This window comes from Chitinilyticum aquatile DSM 21506 (assembly GCF_000430805.1).
GTDB lineage: Bacteria > Pseudomonadota > Gammaproteobacteria > Burkholderiales > Chitinibacteraceae > Chitinilyticum > Chitinilyticum aquatile.
The window spans coordinates 224,235-240,207 of sequence record NZ_AUMS01000008.1 but is presented as its reverse complement, the minus strand read 5'-3'; the positions used below and the strand labels follow the sequence as shown (position 1 = coordinate 240,207).

Sequence of the window (15,973 nt, the reverse complement as noted above, 5' to 3'; positions counted from 1 at the left end):
ATGAAAAAACTGTGGCTGATTTTCGCACAAACCGTGACGGTTGCGCTGGGTGTCTGGGTGGTCTTCGTCACCCTGTACCGGCCCGCCGTACAGGCACCGCCTGCGGCACCTGTTTCCACTCCTCCTGCAGTCGTGCGCCCGGCCAGTGCCGTGCCGCCCGTGCAGAGCTATAGCGAGGCGGCCAAAGCCGCCCTGCCGGCGGTCGTCAACATCTATACCGCACAAACCGTGCGCAAGCAGCGCAAGCAGCTGAACGATCCTCTGTTCCGCCGCTTTTTCGGCGAGCGCCCCGAGTCACCGCGTGCTTCGAGCCTGGGTTCTGGCGTGATTGTCTCCGCCGATGGTTATATAGTGACCAACAACCATGTGGTCGAGGGGGCCGAGCAGATCGAGGTGGCGCTGGCGGATGGTCGTACCGCAGAAGCTACGCTGATCGGCACCGATCCGGAAACCGACCTCGCGGTGATCCGCATCGAGGTGGCCGACCTGCCGGTGGTGACGTTCGGCAATTCGGAGCAATTGCAGGTTGGTGATGTGGTACTGGCGATCGGCAACCCCTTCGGTGTCGGCCAGACGGTGACGATGGGCATCGTGTCCGCGCTGGGACGTTCCGAGCTGGGCATCAATACCTTCGAAAACTTCATCCAGACCGATGCCCCCATCAACCCCGGCAATTCTGGTGGCGGCCTGGTGGATACGCACGGGCGTCTGGTCGGTATCAATACGGCGATTTTTTCCAGTAGCGGCGGGTCGCTGGGGATCGGTTTCGCGATTCCGGCCACGACGGTACGACAGGTGATGGATGCCATCATTCGCGATGGCAGCGTGACACGGGGCTGGCTTGGAGTCGAGGTGCAGGATGTGACGCCGGAGCTGGCAGCATCTTTCCGTCTGCCGGAAAGCGGTGGCGCGCTGATCGCGGGGGTGGTGCGCGGCGGGCCGGCCGACCGGGCGGGGGTGCGCCCCGGTGATGTGCTGCTGGTGATTGGCGGGCAGCGCGTGAAAAACGCCAGCGACATGCTGAATCTGACCGCGGCGCTGAAACCGGACGAGGCGGTGAAAATGGAATACATGCGCAATGGCCAGCCGCTGGTGCTGGATGTCCGGGTCGGTAAGCGACCGAGAATTGGTAGGTAGCGGGGTATTGCCTTTAAGCCCTTTTCTTTAAAGGGCTGCAGTTGGATACCCTTTTATCCCTGGTGGATGCAGTTTTCGGCAGCCAGCAGGCCATCCGGCTCGCCCAGCAGCACCAGCACGTCGCCAGCCTGTAGCGTGAAGTCGGGCTGCGGCTCGGAGGGGGCCATGTTGCGGCGGCGTACACTGCGTACTTCAACGTCCAGTCCGGCCAACTCCAGTTCGCCCAGTGATTTGCCGATGGCGTGATCGCCCTCACTGAGGATCAGGCTGTGCAGCCTGGCTTGGCGCGCGCTACTGTCATCGTCGAAATCTTCATTGATGCCGCGGTAAAAGCCGCGGATCAGCTGGTAACGCGATTCGCGCACCTCGCGGATGCGCTTGACGACCTTGTTCAGTGGCACGCCCAGCAGCATCAGTGCGTGCGAGGCGAGCATCAGGCTGCCTTCCATGATTTCGGCAACCACTTCGGCGGCGCCGGCTTCGCGCAGTTTTTCGATATCCGCATCGTCGGTCGTGCGCACGATGATGGGGAGGCCGGGGCGCAACTGGTGCACGACTTCGATGATCTGCATCGCCGAATGCGTATCCGAGTAGGTGACGACGACCGCCTTGGCGCGCATCAGCCCGGCGGCCATCAGTACTTCGCGCTTGGCCGCATTGCCGAATACCACGGATTCGCCGGCAGCGCTGGCTTCGCGAACTTTTTCCGGGTCGAGATCCAGCGCGAAGATCGGGATGTTCTCACGCGCCAGAATCCGCCCCAGTGATTGACCACTGCGGCCGAAGCCGCACAGGATGACGTGCCCCTGCGCGGCCATTGAACGAACTGCTATCTGGTGCAGGTTGGCTGCGAGATTCATCCATTCCGAACTTGCCAGCCGCAGCACGATCTTGTCCGAGTGCTGCAGCAGCACGGGTGTGATCAGCATCGAGACAATGACGGCGGCCAGTGTGCTCTGCAGGTAGGCGGGGGGGATCAGATTCTGCCCGGCGGCGAGCGCCAGCAGTACGAAGGCAAACTCGCCGCCCTGGCCGAGTGCGAAGCCGGTACGCAATGCCGTTCCCGGCGTATTGCCGAACAGGCGGGCCAGTCCGGCAATCAGCGCGATCTTGCCGGGGACTAGGAACAGCACCAGCAGCATTACCCGCCACCATTCGGCCAGCAGGATGTGGAAGTTCAGATCCATGCCGACGGTAATGAAGAACAGCCCCAGCAGCAGGTCGCGAAACGGGCGGATGTCGTCTTCCACCTGATAGCGGTATTCGGTTTCGGAAATCAGCATGCCGGCGAGGAAGGCTCCCAGTGCCAGTGACAGGCCGGCAAGCTCGGTAATCCAGGCGATACCGAGCGTGACCAGAAACACGTTCAGCATGAAGAGTTCGCTGGAATGCTGGCGGGCGACCAGATTGAACCAGGGGCGCATCAGTTTCTGGCCGAGCTTCAGCAGCACCAGCAGTACGCCGGCGATGGTCAGTGCCGCGATGCCCAGCTCGGTCCAGAGCACCTCGGGCGGCTGGCCGAGCACGGGGATGATGATCAGGAACGGAACAACGGCCAGATCCTGGAACAGCAGGATGCCAAAGGCATTGCGCCCGTGCGGCGTGTTGATTTCATTGCGATCGGTCAGCAGCTTGGACACCATCGCCGTCGACGACATGGCCATGGCGGCGCCCAGTGCCAGCCCGGCACTGAAACTCAGCCCGGTCAGCAGCAGGATGCTGGCAATGACGGCTGCCGTCGCAAAAACCTGCGTCGAACCTAGCCCGAACACGATGCGTTTCATGGCGTTCAGGCGCGCCAGATTGAACTCGAGCCCCAGTGTGAACATCAGGAAAACGATGCCGAACTCGGCGAGATGGACAGTATCCTCGCTACTGGGAATCAGAGCCAGAGCGTGCGGGCCGACTGCCAGTCCGACCAGCAGGTAACCCAGCATCGGTGGCCATTTGAGGCGGCGGCAAAGTACAACCGTGAGCACCGACGCAGTCAGCAGGGTCAGAATCGGGGCGAGCGGGATGACGGATGCAGAGGACATTCTCTCTCCTGGGCAAGTCTTCCGATTATAGCCGAGCTAGTGCCGACCCCGTTTGGCATCCTTTGTGCTTGTCTGTGCTGGCAGAGGGGGGGGGGCTCCTTTATACTGCGGCGATTATGCAGAATACCGAATCGTTTATTGCGAGCGCCCGCCGTGTGCTTCTGGAGGAAGCCAGCGCCGTGGCGGCTCTGGAGCAGCGGCTGGATGACTCGTTTACCCGGGCTTGCCAACTGGTGCTGGCGTGCGCCGGACGTGTGGTCGTGATCGGCATGGGCAAGTCGGGGCATGTCGCGCGCAAAATCGCGGCAACCCTGGCCAGCACGGGAACGCCGGCCTTTTTTGTGCACCCGGCCGAGGCCGTACATGGTGATCTCGGAATGATCACGCGGCAGGATGTGGTTCTTGCCTTGTCGCACTCCGGCGAAAGTGATGAAGTGCTGGCGCTGTTGCCAAGCCTGAAGCGTCTGGCCGTGCCGATTGTGGCCATGACCGGCAATCCCGGCTCGACGTTGGGTGAGGCTGCGGCTGTTGTTCTGGATGCGGCGGTCGGGCAGGAGGCGTGTCCGCTGAATCTGGCACCCACTTCCAGTACGACGGCAGCGATGGCGCTTGGTGATGCATTGGCTGTGGCCTTGCTGGAAGCGCGCGGTTTCCGTCCGGAGGACTTTGCCCTGTCGCATCCGGGGGGGAGTCTGGGGCGCCGTTTGCTGGTGCATGTGCAAGATGTGATGAGGAGCGGTGACGCAATTCCCGTGGTGCCGGCGACTGCGCTGTTGCGCGATGCGCTGCTGGAAATCAGCCGCAAGGGACTGGGAATGACTGCGGTTGCCGATGCTGCCGGAGCGCTGGTCGGGGTGTTTACCGATGGCGATTTGCGCAGGGCGCTGGATCAGGGGGCGGATGTGCGGACGATGGGCATCGCCAGCATCATGACGAAGAGTCCGGCGACGATTGCGCCGGCTGCGCTGGCGGTCGAGGCTGTTCAGCTGATGGAGGCGCGCCGGATCAATGGTTTGCTGGTCGTTGATGCGAGCGGCGTGCTGTGCGGCGCACTGAACATGCATGACCTGCTGCGCGCCCGAGTGGTATGAGTCGCGGCGGACAAGGGCAGGTTTCGATAATTGAATGGGGCTGGTAAAAATGGTGGAAAGCGCGAAGTCGGTTCGGCTGATGATCTTTGATGTGGATGGCGTCATGACCGACGGCAGCCTCTACTACACCGACACTGGTGAGGAAGTCAAGGCATTCAATTCGCTTGATGGCCATGGCTTGAAAATGCTGCGTGCCTCAGGGGTCCGGCTGGCCATCATTACCGGGCGGACATCCGCGCTGGTTGCCAACCGTGCGGCTCATCTGGGTATTGATTACCTGCATCAGGGCGCGCACGACAAGCTGGCCGTGTTCGAGCAGTTGCTGCAGGAGGCCGGAGTGTCGGCGGCAGAGTGTGGTTATATGGGCGATGATGTCGTTGACCTTCCTGTCATGCGCCGCGTCGGTTTTGCTGTTGCCGTGCCGGAATCGCCGGAGCTGGTGCTGCAGGCCTCGCACTATGTAACAGGCCGTGGCGGTGGTTGCGGCGCGGTGCGCGAGTTGTGCGAATATTTGTTGCAGGCGCAGGGCAACTGGGAGCGCGTGATGGCTCCCTATTTGCGCTAGGGAGTCGCGGTGCAGGACAGAATTGTCACCTTCTTGCCCTTGTTGCTGGCCAGCGTGCTGGGAGTGCTCGTCTATCTGCTGAACCAGTTCAGTGTGGTGCCGTTCAACCAGCGGCATGCTGCTGCTCAGGAAGCTGATCTTGTTGCCTCGTCGGCAATGCTGGTACGCCTTAATGAAAAAGGGCAGGCGGTTTCGCGCCTGACGGCCAGTAGCGTGCAGCACGTTCCGCAGGATGATGTCATGCTGTTCGAGTCCCCGGTCTTGCTGCAGACCGAGCCGGGCAAGCCGCGCATCACCGTGGTGGGTGAGCGGGCCAGAACGATCCATCGCGGAGATCAGGCTTGGTTTTATGGGGCGGTTGTACTGACCCGGGATGCAACTGCCGATGGCGGAGCCGAGCTGCTAGTGCGCGGTTCGGAAATCTGGCTGGATCGCCAGAAGGAAACAGCTGGCTCTGCCCAGTTCATTACTGCAGATCAGGGGCCGCATCATGTTGAGGCCGTAGGCTTCATCGCTGACCATCGCCAGCAGACGCTGGAACTTCTTTCTAAAGTGAAAATGACTTATGTACCGACTGCTCGCACTGCCCTTGGCGGCTCTGTTCCTCGTTAATACCGCGTTTGCCGAGAAGGCTGACCGTGAAAAACCGATGCACATCACGGCGGATCGTTGCGTGATGGAGCAGAAGACCCAGGTTAGTACATGTACTGGCAATGTCGTCGTAGTGCAGGGAACCATGACCGTGACCGGCGACAAGCTGGTGACCAGCGAAGACCCCAAGGGTAACCAGTTTGGCCAGGGTTGGGGCAAGCCAGCCAAGTTCAAGACCAAGCTGGATAACAGCCCCGACTGGCTGGAGGCCGAAGGTTTGCGATTTGACTACAACGGTGCCACGGGAGTAATCAAGCTGATGGATAAGGCTTGGGTACGGCGCGGGCAGGACGTAGTTATCGGTGATGTGATCACTTATGACATGAATACCGAGCAATACCAGGCAGAAAGTGCGCAAGGGGGGCGTGTCAACATCACGATTACTCCAAAGAAGAAAACGGCGAGCGCGGCACAATGACGAGCATGCTCAAGGCAGATAATCTGCAGAAAATCTATGGCAAGCGTACCGTCGTGCATGATGTCTCGCTGGAAATCGCCAGCGGCGAAGTGGTCGGCCTGCTGGGGCCTAATGGCGCGGGCAAAACTACCAGCTTCTACATGATTGTTGGCCTGGTTGGCGCGAACGGTGGACGTATCGAGCTGGATGGGCATGACATCAGCAGCATGCCCATTCACAAGCGTGCCCGGCTGGGTGTGGGTTATCTGCCGCAGGAGGCGTCGATTTTCCGCAAGATGACCGTTGCCGAGAATGTGCGCGCCGTACTGGAGTTGCATTGCCGCGATGAAGAGGAAATCGCCTACCGTCTCGACGGCCTTCTGCACGATCTGCATATCGCGCATCTGCGCAATTCGACGGCTCTGAGCCTTTCGGGTGGGGAGCGCCGCCGCGCTGAAATTGCCCGTGCCCTGGCAAGTAACCCGCGCTTCATCCTGCTTGATGAACCATTTGCGGGGGTCGATCCGATCGCGGTGATGGATATTCAGCGCATCATCGGGTTCCTGAAAGAGCGCCAGATCGGAGTGCTGATTACCGATCACAATGTGCGCGAGACACTCGGTATCTGTGATCGCGCCTATATCATTTCTGAAGGGCGGGTTCTGGCAGCAGGCAAGCCGGACGCCATCATCCAGGACGAACACGTACGTCGTGTTTATCTGGGTGAGCATTTCCGGATGTAAGGCCAACTCATGAAGGCAAGCCTGCAGCTGCGCATGTCGCAGCAGCTGAATCTGACTCCCCAGCTGGCCCAGTCCATCCGCCTGCTTCAGCTTTCCACACTTGAATTCCAGCAAGAGCTGGAAACGTTTCTGGCAGACAATCCCTTGCTGGAGCGCATGGATGGCCAGGAGTCCGGAGATGCTGGTGATGAACCTGGTCAGGCTGAAGCAAATGAGCGCGAACGTGAGCGTGAGGAGCCGCCAGCAGACAGCGGAGAGCTGCGCTGGGATGAGGTGCGCGGCAATCGCGGACAGGGTGATGACGACGAGGATTATGATCCAGCCCTGAATGTGCCGAAGCGTCTGACGCTGCATGAACACCTGCAGGAGCAGGCGCGAATGCTGAATCTGTCCGCCCGGGATCGCGGGTTGCTGCTTCTGCTGATCGATGCGCTGGATGATGACGGGTTTCTGACTGCATCGCTGGAGGAGCTGCATGCGCAGTTTGCCGGCGACGAGCTGGCCGAGTTTGAAATCGAGCTGGATGACTGGCAGGTGGCGCTGCGTTATGTGCAGCAATTCGATCCGGCTGGGGTCGGCGCCCGCAATCTGGCAGAAAGCCTGCATTTGCAGCTGCAATTGCAGCCAGATACTGCGGCACGGGTATTGGCAGACCGGCTAGTGCAGGATTCACTCGATTTATTGGCTGCACGCGACTACACTAAGCTTAAAAGACAGTTACATTGTAATGAGGCCGAGCTTCGCGACGCCATCGCCCTGATCGGGACACTGAATCCGCGGCCGGGTAGTCAATGGGGGAATACCGATTCGAATTACATCATCCCGGATGTCGTTGTCAGCAAGCAACGGGGTCAGTGGGTGGTGCGCCTTAATGGCGCGGCGCAGCCCAGGTTGCGGGTGAACGAATACTACGCCCGGGTTTTGCAGGGGGGCGATGGCCAGTCGATGGCCACGCAGCTGCAGGAAGCGCGCTGGCTGATCAAAAGCATCGAGCAGCGCGGGATTACGATCCTGCGGGTGGCCGAAGCCATCGTGGCAAGGCAGAAAGCGTTTTTTGAGCTGGGTGAAGTGGCCATGCGCCCGCTGGTGTTGCGGGATATTGCAACCGAGCTGGATCTGCATGAATCGACGGTGTCGAGGGTTACCACCCAGAAATTCATGCTGACGCCTAAGGGTGTGCTGGAATTCAAGTATTTCTTTGGCAGTCATGTGGATACGGATGCCGGAGGGGAGTGTTCTGCGACGGCGATCAAGGCTTTGATCCGGCAGATGATCCAGAATGAAAACAAGCAGAAGCCGCTGTCCGATAGCGCTCTGGTTGACGAACTCGCAAGGCAGGGGGTCGTGGTTGCGCGACGAACCGTTGCCAAATACCGGGAGGTTTTGCAAATTCCGCCCGTGAATCAGCGCAAGTGCCTGTAAACAGGTAAAGACCGTAAGGAGAAAGACCATGAACCTCAACATCAGCGGCCATCATCTCGAAGTAACACCGGCAATCCGTGACTATGTCACCAGCAAGATCGAACGCATCACGCGTCATTTCGATAACGTGATTGATGTCGCAGTAATCATGTCTGTGGACAAGCTGCAACACAAAGTTGAGGCAACGGTACACGTACGCGGCAAGGATATTCATGTGGAATCGATCGAAGCAGACATGTATGCAGCGATCGATGCACTGGCTGACAAGCTGGATCGTCAGGTGGTGAAACACAAGGAAAAGTTGTCCGATCACCGCAATGAAGCGATCAAGCACCAGGCTGTCGCCGAATAAACGACAGAAGCTGTTGCAACGGGAACGCCGCGAGTCGTTCCCGTTTTTCTTTTCCGTGCGGCCAAGGCTAAAATGGCTGCCACTTCCTGCTCGATGTGAGTTCCATGAGCTTGCTTACCCAGATTCTTCCGCCGGCCAATATCTTTCTCGATATGGATGTCGGCAGCAAAAAACGTGTTTTCGAACAGATCGGTATCGTGTTCGAAAATAGCCACGGCATCGCGCGTAGCGTGATTTTCGACAGCCTGTTCGCGCGCGAAAAGCTGGGCTCGACCGGTCTTGGTCAGGGCGTGGCGATTCCGCATGGCCGCATCAAGGGGCTGAAGGATGCGACCGGCGCGTTTGTCCGTCTCCGAGAGCCCATTCCTTATGATGCGCCGGATGGCAAGCCGGTCAATCTCATCTTCGTGCTGCTGGTGCCGGCCAATGCCACCGATCTGCATCTGCAGATTCTCTCCGAGTTGGCGCAGCTCTTTTCCGACAAGCGCCTGCGTGAAGAGCTGGCTGCAGCCAGCGAGCCAGCAGAAGCCTGGAAGCTGATTTCCCTGTGGGAGCCCTACAGCGGCGAGGCGGTCTGACCGTGTTTCCATTTCCGGAAAAGGTATAGCGCATGCCCCAGATCACGGTCCGGCAACTGTTCATCGACAATGCGGAGAAATTGCGCCTGACCTGGCTGGCCGGGCAGTCGGGTGCAAACAATCTGCTGTCCAACGATGCTTCCGAGCAAAAGCCCTCGCTTTCGCTGGTTGGCCACCTGAACTTCGTCCACCCCAACCGCATCCAGGTGCTGGGTACGGCAGAAGTCGCTTACATCAACGATCTTTCGGCCGAAATGCTGCCGCCCTTGCTCGCTCAGCTGTTCAGCAAGGAAATGGCGGCGATGATCGTCGCCAACGATCAGCCGGTTCCCGATGCGCTGCGCGAAGGTGCGGAGCGCCATCATGTACCGCTCCTGACCAGCCCCGAACAATCGCCGTACCTCATGGAGGTATTGCGCTATTACCTTTCCAAATCGCTGGCTGTATCGACACACCTCCATGGGGTATTCCTGGATGTACTCGAAGTTGGCGTACTGCTGACCGGCGAATCGTCGATGGGCAAGAGCGAGCTGGCGCTGGAGCTTGTCTCGCGCGGCCATGGCCTTGTGGCCGATGATGTGGTCGAGGTCTACAGGACCAACCCGGAAACACTGGAAGGGCGCTGCCCGCCGATGCTGCGGGATTTTCTGGAAGTGCGCGGGATCGGCGTGCTGAACATCCGCTCGATTTTCGGTGAAACCGCGGTCCGGCCGAAGAAAAATCTCAAGCTCATCATCCATCTGGCCAAGGCCAGCGGCGAGACACTGTCACCCGTTGATCGCCTGCAGATGCAGGCCGCCACGCAGGAAATTCTCGGCGTTGCGATCCGCAAGCTGGTGATTCCGGTGGCGGCAGGTCGCAACCTCTCGGTACTGGTCGAGGCCGCCGTGCGCAACTACATTCTGCAATTGCGCGGCATTGATTCGACGCGCGAATTCATCGAGCGGCATCAGAAATTCATGGAAGTCGGCGAATGAACACGCCTACTCGCGTGATCCTGCTTTCCGGCCTGTCCGGCGCGGGCAAGTCGATTGCGCTGCGTGCACTGGAAGATCTCGGCTTTTACTGCATCGACAACCTTCCGGCGCCGCTGCTGCCGCAGGCGGTGGCCTTGCTGGAAGAGGACGGTTATCCGCGTCTCGCCATCAGCGTCGATGCGCGCAGTGCGCACAGCTTTGCCAGCTTTTCCGAGCACCTCGCCGCGCTGGTCGAGCTGGGAATGGAAGTCCAGGTGCTGTTCTTGGAAGCGCAGGACATGGTGCTGATCCGGCGCTATTCCGAATCACGTCGCTCGCATCCGCTCAGCAATGGTCAGTTGACAATTTCGGAGTGCATCACGCTTGAGCGCGAAATGCTCAGTGCGGTGCGCGAACAGGCGCATGTGATCGATACCACCGGCCTGTCGGCCAATCATCTGCGTGCCTGGCTGCGCGATCTGGTTGCGGTCGCAGGCAGGCAGATGACGCTGATCTTTCAGTCCTTCGGCTTCAAGCGCGGCTTGCCTAGCGATTCGGATTTCGTGTTTGATGCCCGCTGCCTGCCCAACCCCTTCTACGATCCGGCCTTGCGACCGCTGACGGGCAAGGACAAGCCAGTCGCCGATTTTCTTGAGGCCGACCCGAATGTGGCGCTGTTCATCGCCCAGGCGCGCGGCATGCTCATGCAGTGGTTGCCGGAATTTGCCCGTGATCAGCGCGGCAGCCTGACCATTGCGGTCGGCTGCACCGGGGGGCAGCACCGCTCGGTATATTGCATCGAACAGCTTGCCGCCAGCTTTGCCAGCACTTATCCGGTTCTGATCCGGCACCGTGAGCAGCCGCATACCTGACTGGACCGTCTGGCGCAGCCTGTTTCGACCTGGGGACTGGCTGTTGCTGCTGGCGGGACTGGCCATGCTTCCCCTTCTTGCCCAGTGGAGCTGGTCGCAGCAGCAGGCCGCGCGCGTGCGCATCTATCAGGATGGCAAGCTCTTTGCCGAGCTGGATCTGCTGGCGCAGCGCCGGATCGAAATACCCGGCCCGCTGGGCATGACGATTGTGGAAGTCCGTGGCGGGCAGGCGCGCATAGCGTCCGATCCGAGCCCGCGCCAGTATTGCGTGCGGGCAGGCTGGCTGGATCAGGCGGGGCAGAGCGCCATCTGTCTGCCAAATCGCACCAGCATCGAGCTGGTCGGTCAGGGAGGGCCGGTTTTTGACAGCCTCAACTACTGAGCGGCAAGGCCGGCGTTTTGCGGTGACGGGCGAGGATATTCTGATCTCCCGCTGGGCCGCGGTTGCCATTGCGCTGGCTGTCGCAGAGGCCGGCTTGCCGTCACCGATTCCCGGAATCAAGCCCGGCCTTGCCAATATCGTTACCCTGCTGGTGCTTTACCGTGCCGGCTGGCAGGCCGCCGCCTGGGTGTCGGTCTTGCGGGTGCTTGCCGCCAGTCTCGTGCTCGGCGGTTTTTTCTCGCCGGGCTTTGCCATGAGCGTGGCGGGCGCAGTCTGCAGCCTCGGCATGCTGGCTGTCGTGCAATATCTGCCGCGCCGGCTGTTCGGGCCGGTCAGCCTGTCGATTCTGGCTGCGCTGGCGCACATGGCTGGACAATTGCTGCTGGCTCGGCTGTGGCTGATCCCGCATAACGGTATCATCTATCTGGTGCCGGTCTTTGCCGGTGCAGCCTTGCTGTTCGGTCTGGTCAACGGCCTGCTGGTGGCCTGGCTATTGAAGTATATGGAGCAGTCGCAGCGCATGGAGCAGGAACAATGAAAACCCTCACCGTAGCCTTTACCGGTGCTTCCGGCTTGCCGTATGGCCTGCGCACACTGGAATGCCTGCTTGCGGCAGGTTGCACCGTCAATGTCGTGGTCACCCAGGCCGCGCAGATCGTCGCCTCGCAGGAGCTGGGCGAAACCTGGCCGTCGCGTGCTGAGGCATTAGGTGGGTATTTTCGTGAGCGTTTCAAGTTAGAAAGGCCTGAGCAGCTTACTGTGTGGGGTATGCAGGAATGGTTTGCGCCGATGGCTTCCGGCTCCAACCCCGGAGATGGCATGGTAGTGGTGCCGTGCACGATGGGGGCGCTGGCGGCGATTGCCAACGGCATGAGCGAAAACCTGCTCGAACGTGCTGCCGACGTGATGCTGAAAGAACGTCGCGATCTGATTCTGGTGCCGCGCGAAGCGCCATTTTCGACGCTGCATCTGGAAAACATGCTCAAGCTCTCGCGCATGGGCGCGGTGATCCTGCCGCCCAACCCGGCGTTCTATCATCACCCGAAAACGATTGATGATATGGTCGATTTTGTCGTCGCCCGCATCCTGGACCAGTTGCGCATTCCGCACCAGCTGATGCAGCGCTGGGGTGAATAATCACTCATCCCGCACTTTCACCGCGTGCTATGGTCATAAACAGTTGTCACGTTTTGGCCTGGAGGCACGCGATGGAACAGACTTTCAATGAACGCAGTTTCTGGCAGAAGCTCACCCGTTTTGCCGGCAGGGCAGGGCGTGAGCTGGTTGAAAAGGCGCTGTGGCTGTTCTACGCCGCGCAACGCCCCGACACCCCGCGCTGGGCGAAGACGGTGATCTATGGTGCGCTGGCCTATTTCATCCTGCCGTTTGACGCGATCCCTGATTTCATACCGGCGGCCGGTTTCTCGGATGACCTGACTTCGCTGGCAGCGGCGCTGGGGCTGGTCGCGATCTATGTGAACGACGATGTGAAAGCGCAGGCCGCCAGCAAGCTGGAAAGCTGGTTCGGTCGTTCCCATTGACCCGGCATACGGTAATCAGTGTTCTGGTAAGTGCGGGCATGCCCTGATCTTTGTTCGTGTGTGTCACCTGTTCCATCGAATCTGACCGGCAGATTGTGACCCCGGCCATCGCGCCGACTGTCAATATGATTACAATGCGCCTTTGTCCTGGAAAGGCGTAGGTAGGCATGTCAGTTGGCCCGGAAGTCATCACGCAGCGTTCGATTATCGGCGCCCTGCTGCAGGGGGTAGTGGCATTTGGCATTACCCTGGTCATCACTGATCTTGTGCAAAAAGGTGGCCTGGGTGTGCTCTATCTGGGGCCAGTTGTACTGATTTTTGCCGCGATAGTGCATGCCGTGCTGCTGCTGATCGGTGTTTTCCGGCGGCATCGGGTGCTCTATCACCTACTGCCACCGGGCGTGATTTACGCGGTGGGGATGGTGTTCGTGCTGCAGGCGGATATCAGGGCCCACGCTGAGGCGGATGCCTCGCATGACGCGTACGTGCTCAATCCCGTTGTCAACATCCAGTTCCTCAATCTTGGTGGGCAGCCGCTGGGGTATCGGGATGGCGGCACTCAGCCGGTGGCGCCGATTGCAGAACTGGGCCGCTTTGTTATTTATTCGGAGGAGGCAGTCTGGGGGACGGATGGCAAGTATCGACCATCCTTTCATTTCCGTTCCGATGGTGTTCCGCTGCTGAAAAACGGCGTGTGGAATGACGAGGCGAAAACCATCGACGTTTGTGAACTCGATACCTCGGGGGGCTGCCATTATCGCCGCTGGCCCGTTAGCCGCATCGCGACGCCCGAGCTTGACCGGCAACTGGCCGGTAAAACAGCCGAGGCATCCGACAGCGACTATCTGCTCTTTTTCCTTAACGGCCGCGCCGAAGTGGTGCGACGTATCAAGTCGCCCGGCGGCGCCTCGACCATGGTGCAGGTGCGCAATTTCACCGGCAAGCTGATCACCCGGGTGATGCTGGGTGATTATGTATCGAGCTCGAACGAGGTGATTGGTCTTACCCCGGCGCAGGGCGGGCTGTGCGGCGAGGACAGGGACAGCAGCCAGTACATTAGCCTGCCCGGCGCTTTGCCGGCGAGTCTGCCGGTGAGCTGGCGCGAGTCGGGAGACCCCGATCAGCTGTTCCGCACGACACTCGCCGTGCCGGCGATCAGCGGCAGTCTGGCGAAACAATTGCAGGAAACGGGATCTGACTATTTCTGGGAGCTATTGCTCTATCCGGATTACTCCCGCTTGCGCCTGGTCAATCGCAATGAACGCAACGCGCAGTGTGCGCCAGTGTGGGAGGCGGAGCCGTGCGCTTGCAACAAAGCCAGCCCGCAACCCGAGATCGTGCTGGCGCTGCTTGAAAAGCGCCTGCCGCTGATCATGCGACCCGAGGCGCTGGCCGCAGCGATCAAAGAAGGCGAAGCGGCATCAGCCCCTGCGGCTGACGCGGCGGAACAGCCACAGCAATGACAACGCAATCAGTGCCAGCGCGACCACCAGGGCCAGCCAGTAGCCCTGAGCACCCCAGCCCGGCCAGCTACCAAAGCCATAGGTGAGCAGATAGCCCAGCGGCAGGCCGACCAGCCAGAAGGCAAGGATGTAGGCGACCATCGGCCCGCGCGTGAGCTTGTAGCCACGCAGGATGCCCGAGAGGATGGCCTGGCTGGCGTCGAACAGCTGGAACACCGCCGCAAACACCATCAGCGACGCAGCCAGTTCGCGCACCGGCATGTCGCTGGTGTATAGGCCCGACAACGCATGGCCGCCGAGGGACAGCAGCAGGCCGCCGCTGGCTGCAATCGCCAGCCCCATCAGGAGACCCGTGTGGCCGATATAGCGTGCCTGCGCGGTATCACCCGCACCCAGCGCCTGTCCCACGCGGACAGTCAGCGCCGAGCCCAGCCCCATCGGGATCATGAACATCATCGCCGTGAGGTTCAGCGCGATCTGGTGCGCGGCGACCGTCGTATTGCCCAGCCGCGCCAGCAGCAGCGCCACGCCGGAAAACGCGCTGACTTCTACCAGAAACGCCAGCCCGATCGGCAGGCCAAGTTTCAGCAGCTGTTTCTGCGTGCTCCAGTGCGGGGCGATCCAGTTCCGGAACGGCTGCGTCGCCCGGTAAGCCGGCGCACGCCACACCCACAGCATGGCCATGATGGCTCCAAGCCAGGCACAGATGGCGGACGCCACGCCGCAGCCCACGCCGCCCATGGTCGGCGCGCCAAAATGGCCGTAGACGAAGATCCAGTTCAGCGGAATGTTCAGGAGCAGCGTCAGGAGTGCAATCACCATTACCGGTCGCGGCTGGTGGATGGCCGTGCTGTAATTGCCCAGCACGCGCTGGATGGCGAGCGCGGGCATGCCGAAACCGACGGCGGCAAGGAAGTGGCTGGCTTTCTCGGCAACTGCGGGTTCCAGCCCCAGGTACGGGTATACCCATGGACCGATGATCAGGAAAGCCATGAAGAAAAAGAGCCCCACGGCAATACCCTGCCAGAGTGCCTGCTGCACCAGATGTGCGATCGCATCGATCTTGCCTTCGCCAACCTTGTGTGCAACCAGCGGGCTGATCGCCAGCAGCAGGCCCATCATCGACACCAGCCCGGTAATCCACAGCGATGAGCCGACGGAAACCACCGCCAGATCGGCCGCCGAGGCATGGCCAGCCATGGTCGCGTCGATAAAGGCGAGGCCGGTGCCGGCCAGCTGGCTGATGATCAGTGGCCAGGCCAGTGTCCAAGTCAGCCGCGAATCGGCAAGGCGTTTCTGCAAGGGCATGAGGGCTCCATCGTCGCCCTCGGCATGAGAGCGGGTTAGCGCACCCAGGGGCGCGCGGGTTCGTAGCGGACCAGCAGTTCCGGAAAGCGGCGGGCAAACAGCAGCGCTTCTTCCAGCCCCAGGTCCAGCACATCGATGTGGCCGTTATCGTGCTGCACCAGTGCCAGCCCCAGACTGCTGGCGGCGGCAAAGGCCTTGTTCAGTTGCAGCGCGGCCAAGCCGGCCGGGGCGGCCAGTGTCAGGCAGGCACGGCGGAAGCTGCGTTGCGGCAAGGCCCGCTGGCTGATGCGGATGCTCTGGGGCGTGCGGAGGGTGGGCACAATATCGTCGGCAATATGGCAATCGTACATGGTCGTCTCCTGAACAGCTTTCGGTGAAAGTCGGTCAGGTCGGGCCCAACCGTCGCTTTAGCAGCATTTATTGCGCGCCCTGGAAGTTGTCGCTTAAACGGCGCGTGATACAAAACCGGAAACAAAAAA

General features: G+C 60.7%; 19 protein-coding genes. 16 read left to right on the top strand and 3 right to left on the bottom strand.

Annotated elements, in window-relative coordinates:
- Nucleotides 1–1,137 (top strand): Do family serine endopeptidase, encoded by a 1,137-nt coding sequence (locus H559_RS0107840; RefSeq protein WP_028452252.1) that lies wholly within the window; start codon nt 1–3, stop codon nt 1,135–1,137.
- 53 nt (nt 1,138–1,190) lie between these two features.
- Here the strand turns inward: H559_RS0107840 and H559_RS0107835 are convergent, their stop codons facing one another.
- Entirely contained in the window at nt 1,191–3,173 is a 1,983-nt protein-coding gene (locus H559_RS0107835; RefSeq protein ID WP_028452251.1) for a monovalent cation:proton antiporter family protein, read from the bottom strand.
- Nucleotides 3,174–3,289: 116 nt separating this feature from the next.
- Between H559_RS0107835 and H559_RS0107830 the strand changes: the two genes are divergently transcribed.
- The 15 genes from H559_RS0107830 to H559_RS0107760 all read left to right on the top strand — a co-directional run bounded on the left by H559_RS0107830 (nt 3,290) and on the right by H559_RS0107760 (nt 14,186).
- Nucleotides 3,290–4,264 carry a KpsF/GutQ family sugar-phosphate isomerase gene (locus H559_RS0107830; protein WP_028452250.1) on the top strand — a complete coding sequence of 325 codons (975 nt, stop codon included), beginning with the start codon at nt 3,290–3,292 and terminating at the stop codon, nt 4,262–4,264.
- A 34-nt stretch (nt 4,265–4,298) separates the two neighbouring features.
- Nucleotides 4,299–4,829: a KdsC family phosphatase gene (locus tag H559_RS0107825; RefSeq protein WP_245579347.1), complete on the top strand. Its 531-nt coding sequence runs from the start codon at nt 4,299–4,301 to the stop codon at nt 4,827–4,829.
- Nucleotides 4,830–4,838: 9 nt separating this feature from the next.
- Nucleotides 4,839–5,441, top strand: a complete 603-nt coding sequence (gene lptC / locus H559_RS0107820; protein ID WP_028452248.1) for an LPS export ABC transporter periplasmic protein LptC — start codon at nt 4,839–4,841, stop codon at nt 5,439–5,441.
- A complete protein-coding gene (gene lptA / locus H559_RS19450; protein WP_051279095.1) occupies nt 5,395–5,898 on the top strand; it encodes a lipopolysaccharide transport periplasmic protein LptA in 504 nt (167 codons plus the stop codon). The genes lptC and lptA overlap by 47 nt, the downstream gene beginning before the upstream one ends.
- The gene (gene lptB / locus H559_RS0107810; RefSeq protein WP_028452247.1) at nt 5,895–6,620 is read left to right on the top strand and encodes an LPS export ABC transporter ATP-binding protein; all 726 of its coding nucleotides are present in this window, start codon (nt 5,895–5,897) and stop codon (nt 6,618–6,620) included. The genes lptA and lptB overlap by 4 nt, the downstream gene beginning before the upstream one ends.
- Before the next feature lie 9 nt (nt 6,621–6,629).
- The gene (locus H559_RS0107805; RefSeq protein WP_028452246.1) at nt 6,630–8,042 is read left to right on the top strand and encodes an RNA polymerase factor sigma-54; all 1,413 of its coding nucleotides are present in this window, start codon (nt 6,630–6,632) and stop codon (nt 8,040–8,042) included.
- Between the two features lie 28 nt (nt 8,043–8,070).
- Nucleotides 8,071–8,394, top strand: a complete 324-nt coding sequence (hpf, locus tag H559_RS0107800; protein WP_028452245.1) for a ribosome hibernation-promoting factor, HPF/YfiA family — start codon at nt 8,071–8,073, stop codon at nt 8,392–8,394.
- 104 nt (nt 8,395–8,498) lie between these two features.
- Entirely contained in the window at nt 8,499–8,972 is a 474-nt protein-coding gene (gene ptsN, locus H559_RS0107795) for a PTS IIA-like nitrogen regulatory protein PtsN (RefSeq protein ID WP_028452244.1), read from the top strand.
- 32 nt (nt 8,973–9,004) lie between these two features.
- A complete protein-coding gene (gene hprK, locus H559_RS0107790) occupies nt 9,005–9,949 on the top strand; it encodes an HPr(Ser) kinase/phosphatase (RefSeq protein ID WP_028452243.1) in 945 nt (314 codons plus the stop codon).
- Entirely contained in the window at nt 9,946–10,800 is an 855-nt protein-coding gene (gene rapZ / locus H559_RS0107785) for an RNase adapter RapZ (RefSeq protein ID WP_028452242.1), read from the top strand. The genes hprK and rapZ overlap by 4 nt, the downstream gene beginning before the upstream one ends.
- Nucleotides 10,781–11,182, top strand: a complete 402-nt coding sequence (locus tag H559_RS0107780; RefSeq protein ID WP_051279093.1) for a NusG domain II-containing protein — start codon at nt 10,781–10,783, stop codon at nt 11,180–11,182. Before rapZ ends, H559_RS0107780 begins: the two co-directional genes overlap by 20 nt.
- Complete coding sequence (locus tag H559_RS0107775) at nt 11,163–11,720, top strand: Gx transporter family protein (protein ID WP_051279090.1); 558 nt, start codon at nt 11,163–11,165, stop codon at nt 11,718–11,720. The genes H559_RS0107780 and H559_RS0107775 overlap by 20 nt, the downstream gene beginning before the upstream one ends.
- Nucleotides 11,717–12,319, top strand: a complete 603-nt coding sequence (locus H559_RS0107770; RefSeq protein ID WP_028452239.1) for a UbiX family flavin prenyltransferase — start codon at nt 11,717–11,719, stop codon at nt 12,317–12,319. The genes H559_RS0107775 and H559_RS0107770 overlap by 4 nt, the downstream gene beginning before the upstream one ends.
- 71 nt (nt 12,320–12,390) lie before the next feature.
- The gene (locus H559_RS0107765; RefSeq protein WP_034640174.1) at nt 12,391–12,723 is read left to right on the top strand and encodes a YkvA family protein; all 333 of its coding nucleotides are present in this window, start codon (nt 12,391–12,393) and stop codon (nt 12,721–12,723) included.
- A 167-nt stretch (nt 12,724–12,890) separates the two neighbouring features.
- Nucleotides 12,891–14,186 (top strand): hypothetical protein, encoded by a 1,296-nt coding sequence (locus H559_RS0107760; protein WP_028452237.1) that lies wholly within the window; start codon nt 12,891–12,893, stop codon nt 14,184–14,186.
- Here the strand turns inward: H559_RS0107760 and H559_RS0107755 are convergent.
- Entirely contained in the window at nt 14,145–15,494 is a 1,350-nt protein-coding gene (locus H559_RS0107755) for an MATE family efflux transporter (RefSeq protein WP_051279088.1), read from the bottom strand. The two genes, H559_RS0107760 and H559_RS0107755, sit on opposite strands and share 42 nt — an antisense overlap.
- A 35-nt stretch (nt 15,495–15,529) precedes the next feature.
- Nucleotides 15,530–15,844, bottom strand: coding sequence for a hypothetical protein (locus H559_RS0107750; RefSeq protein ID WP_028452235.1), 315 nt, complete (start codon nt 15,842–15,844; stop codon nt 15,530–15,532).
- Nucleotides 15,845–15,973 lie beyond the last annotated feature (129 nt).

Coding starts and splice junctions, on each gene's coding strand:
- H559_RS0107805 (WP_028452246.1), top strand. CDS start 6,630: ATGAAGGCAAGCCTGCAGCTGCGCATGTCGCAGCAGCTGAATCTGACT.
- ptsN (WP_028452244.1), top strand. CDS start 8,499: ATGAGCTTGCTTACCCAGATTCTTCCGCCGGCCAATATCTTTCTCGAT.
- H559_RS0107830 (WP_028452250.1), top strand. CDS start 3,290: ATGCAGAATACCGAATCGTTTATTGCGAGCGCCCGCCGTGTGCTTCTG.
- H559_RS0107750 (WP_028452235.1), bottom strand. CDS start 15,844: ATGTACGATTGCCATATTGCCGACGATATTGTGCCCACCCTCCGCACG.
- H559_RS0107760 (WP_028452237.1), top strand. CDS start 12,891: ATGTCAGTTGGCCCGGAAGTCATCACGCAGCGTTCGATTATCGGCGCC.
- H559_RS0107765 (WP_034640174.1), top strand. CDS start 12,391: ATGGAACAGACTTTCAATGAACGCAGTTTCTGGCAGAAGCTCACCCGT.
- H559_RS0107840 (WP_028452252.1), top strand. CDS start 1: ATGAAAAAACTGTGGCTGATTTTCGCACAAACCGTGACGGTTGCGCTG.
- H559_RS0107825 (WP_245579347.1), top strand. CDS start 4,299: ATGGGGCTGGTAAAAATGGTGGAAAGCGCGAAGTCGGTTCGGCTGATG.
- hprK (WP_028452243.1), top strand. CDS start 9,005: ATGCCCCAGATCACGGTCCGGCAACTGTTCATCGACAATGCGGAGAAA.
- hpf (WP_028452245.1), top strand. CDS start 8,071: ATGAACCTCAACATCAGCGGCCATCATCTCGAAGTAACACCGGCAATC.
- H559_RS0107770 (WP_028452239.1), top strand. CDS start 11,717: ATGAAAACCCTCACCGTAGCCTTTACCGGTGCTTCCGGCTTGCCGTAT.
- H559_RS0107755 (WP_051279088.1), bottom strand. CDS start 15,494: ATGCCCTTGCAGAAACGCCTTGCCGATTCGCGGCTGACTTGGACACTG.
- rapZ (WP_028452242.1), top strand. CDS start 9,946: ATGAACACGCCTACTCGCGTGATCCTGCTTTCCGGCCTGTCCGGCGCG.
- lptA (WP_051279095.1), top strand. CDS start 5,395: ATGTACCGACTGCTCGCACTGCCCTTGGCGGCTCTGTTCCTCGTTAAT.
- lptB (WP_028452247.1), top strand. CDS start 5,895: ATGACGAGCATGCTCAAGGCAGATAATCTGCAGAAAATCTATGGCAAG.
- H559_RS0107835 (WP_028452251.1), bottom strand. CDS start 3,173: ATGTCCTCTGCATCCGTCATCCCGCTCGCCCCGATTCTGACCCTGCTG.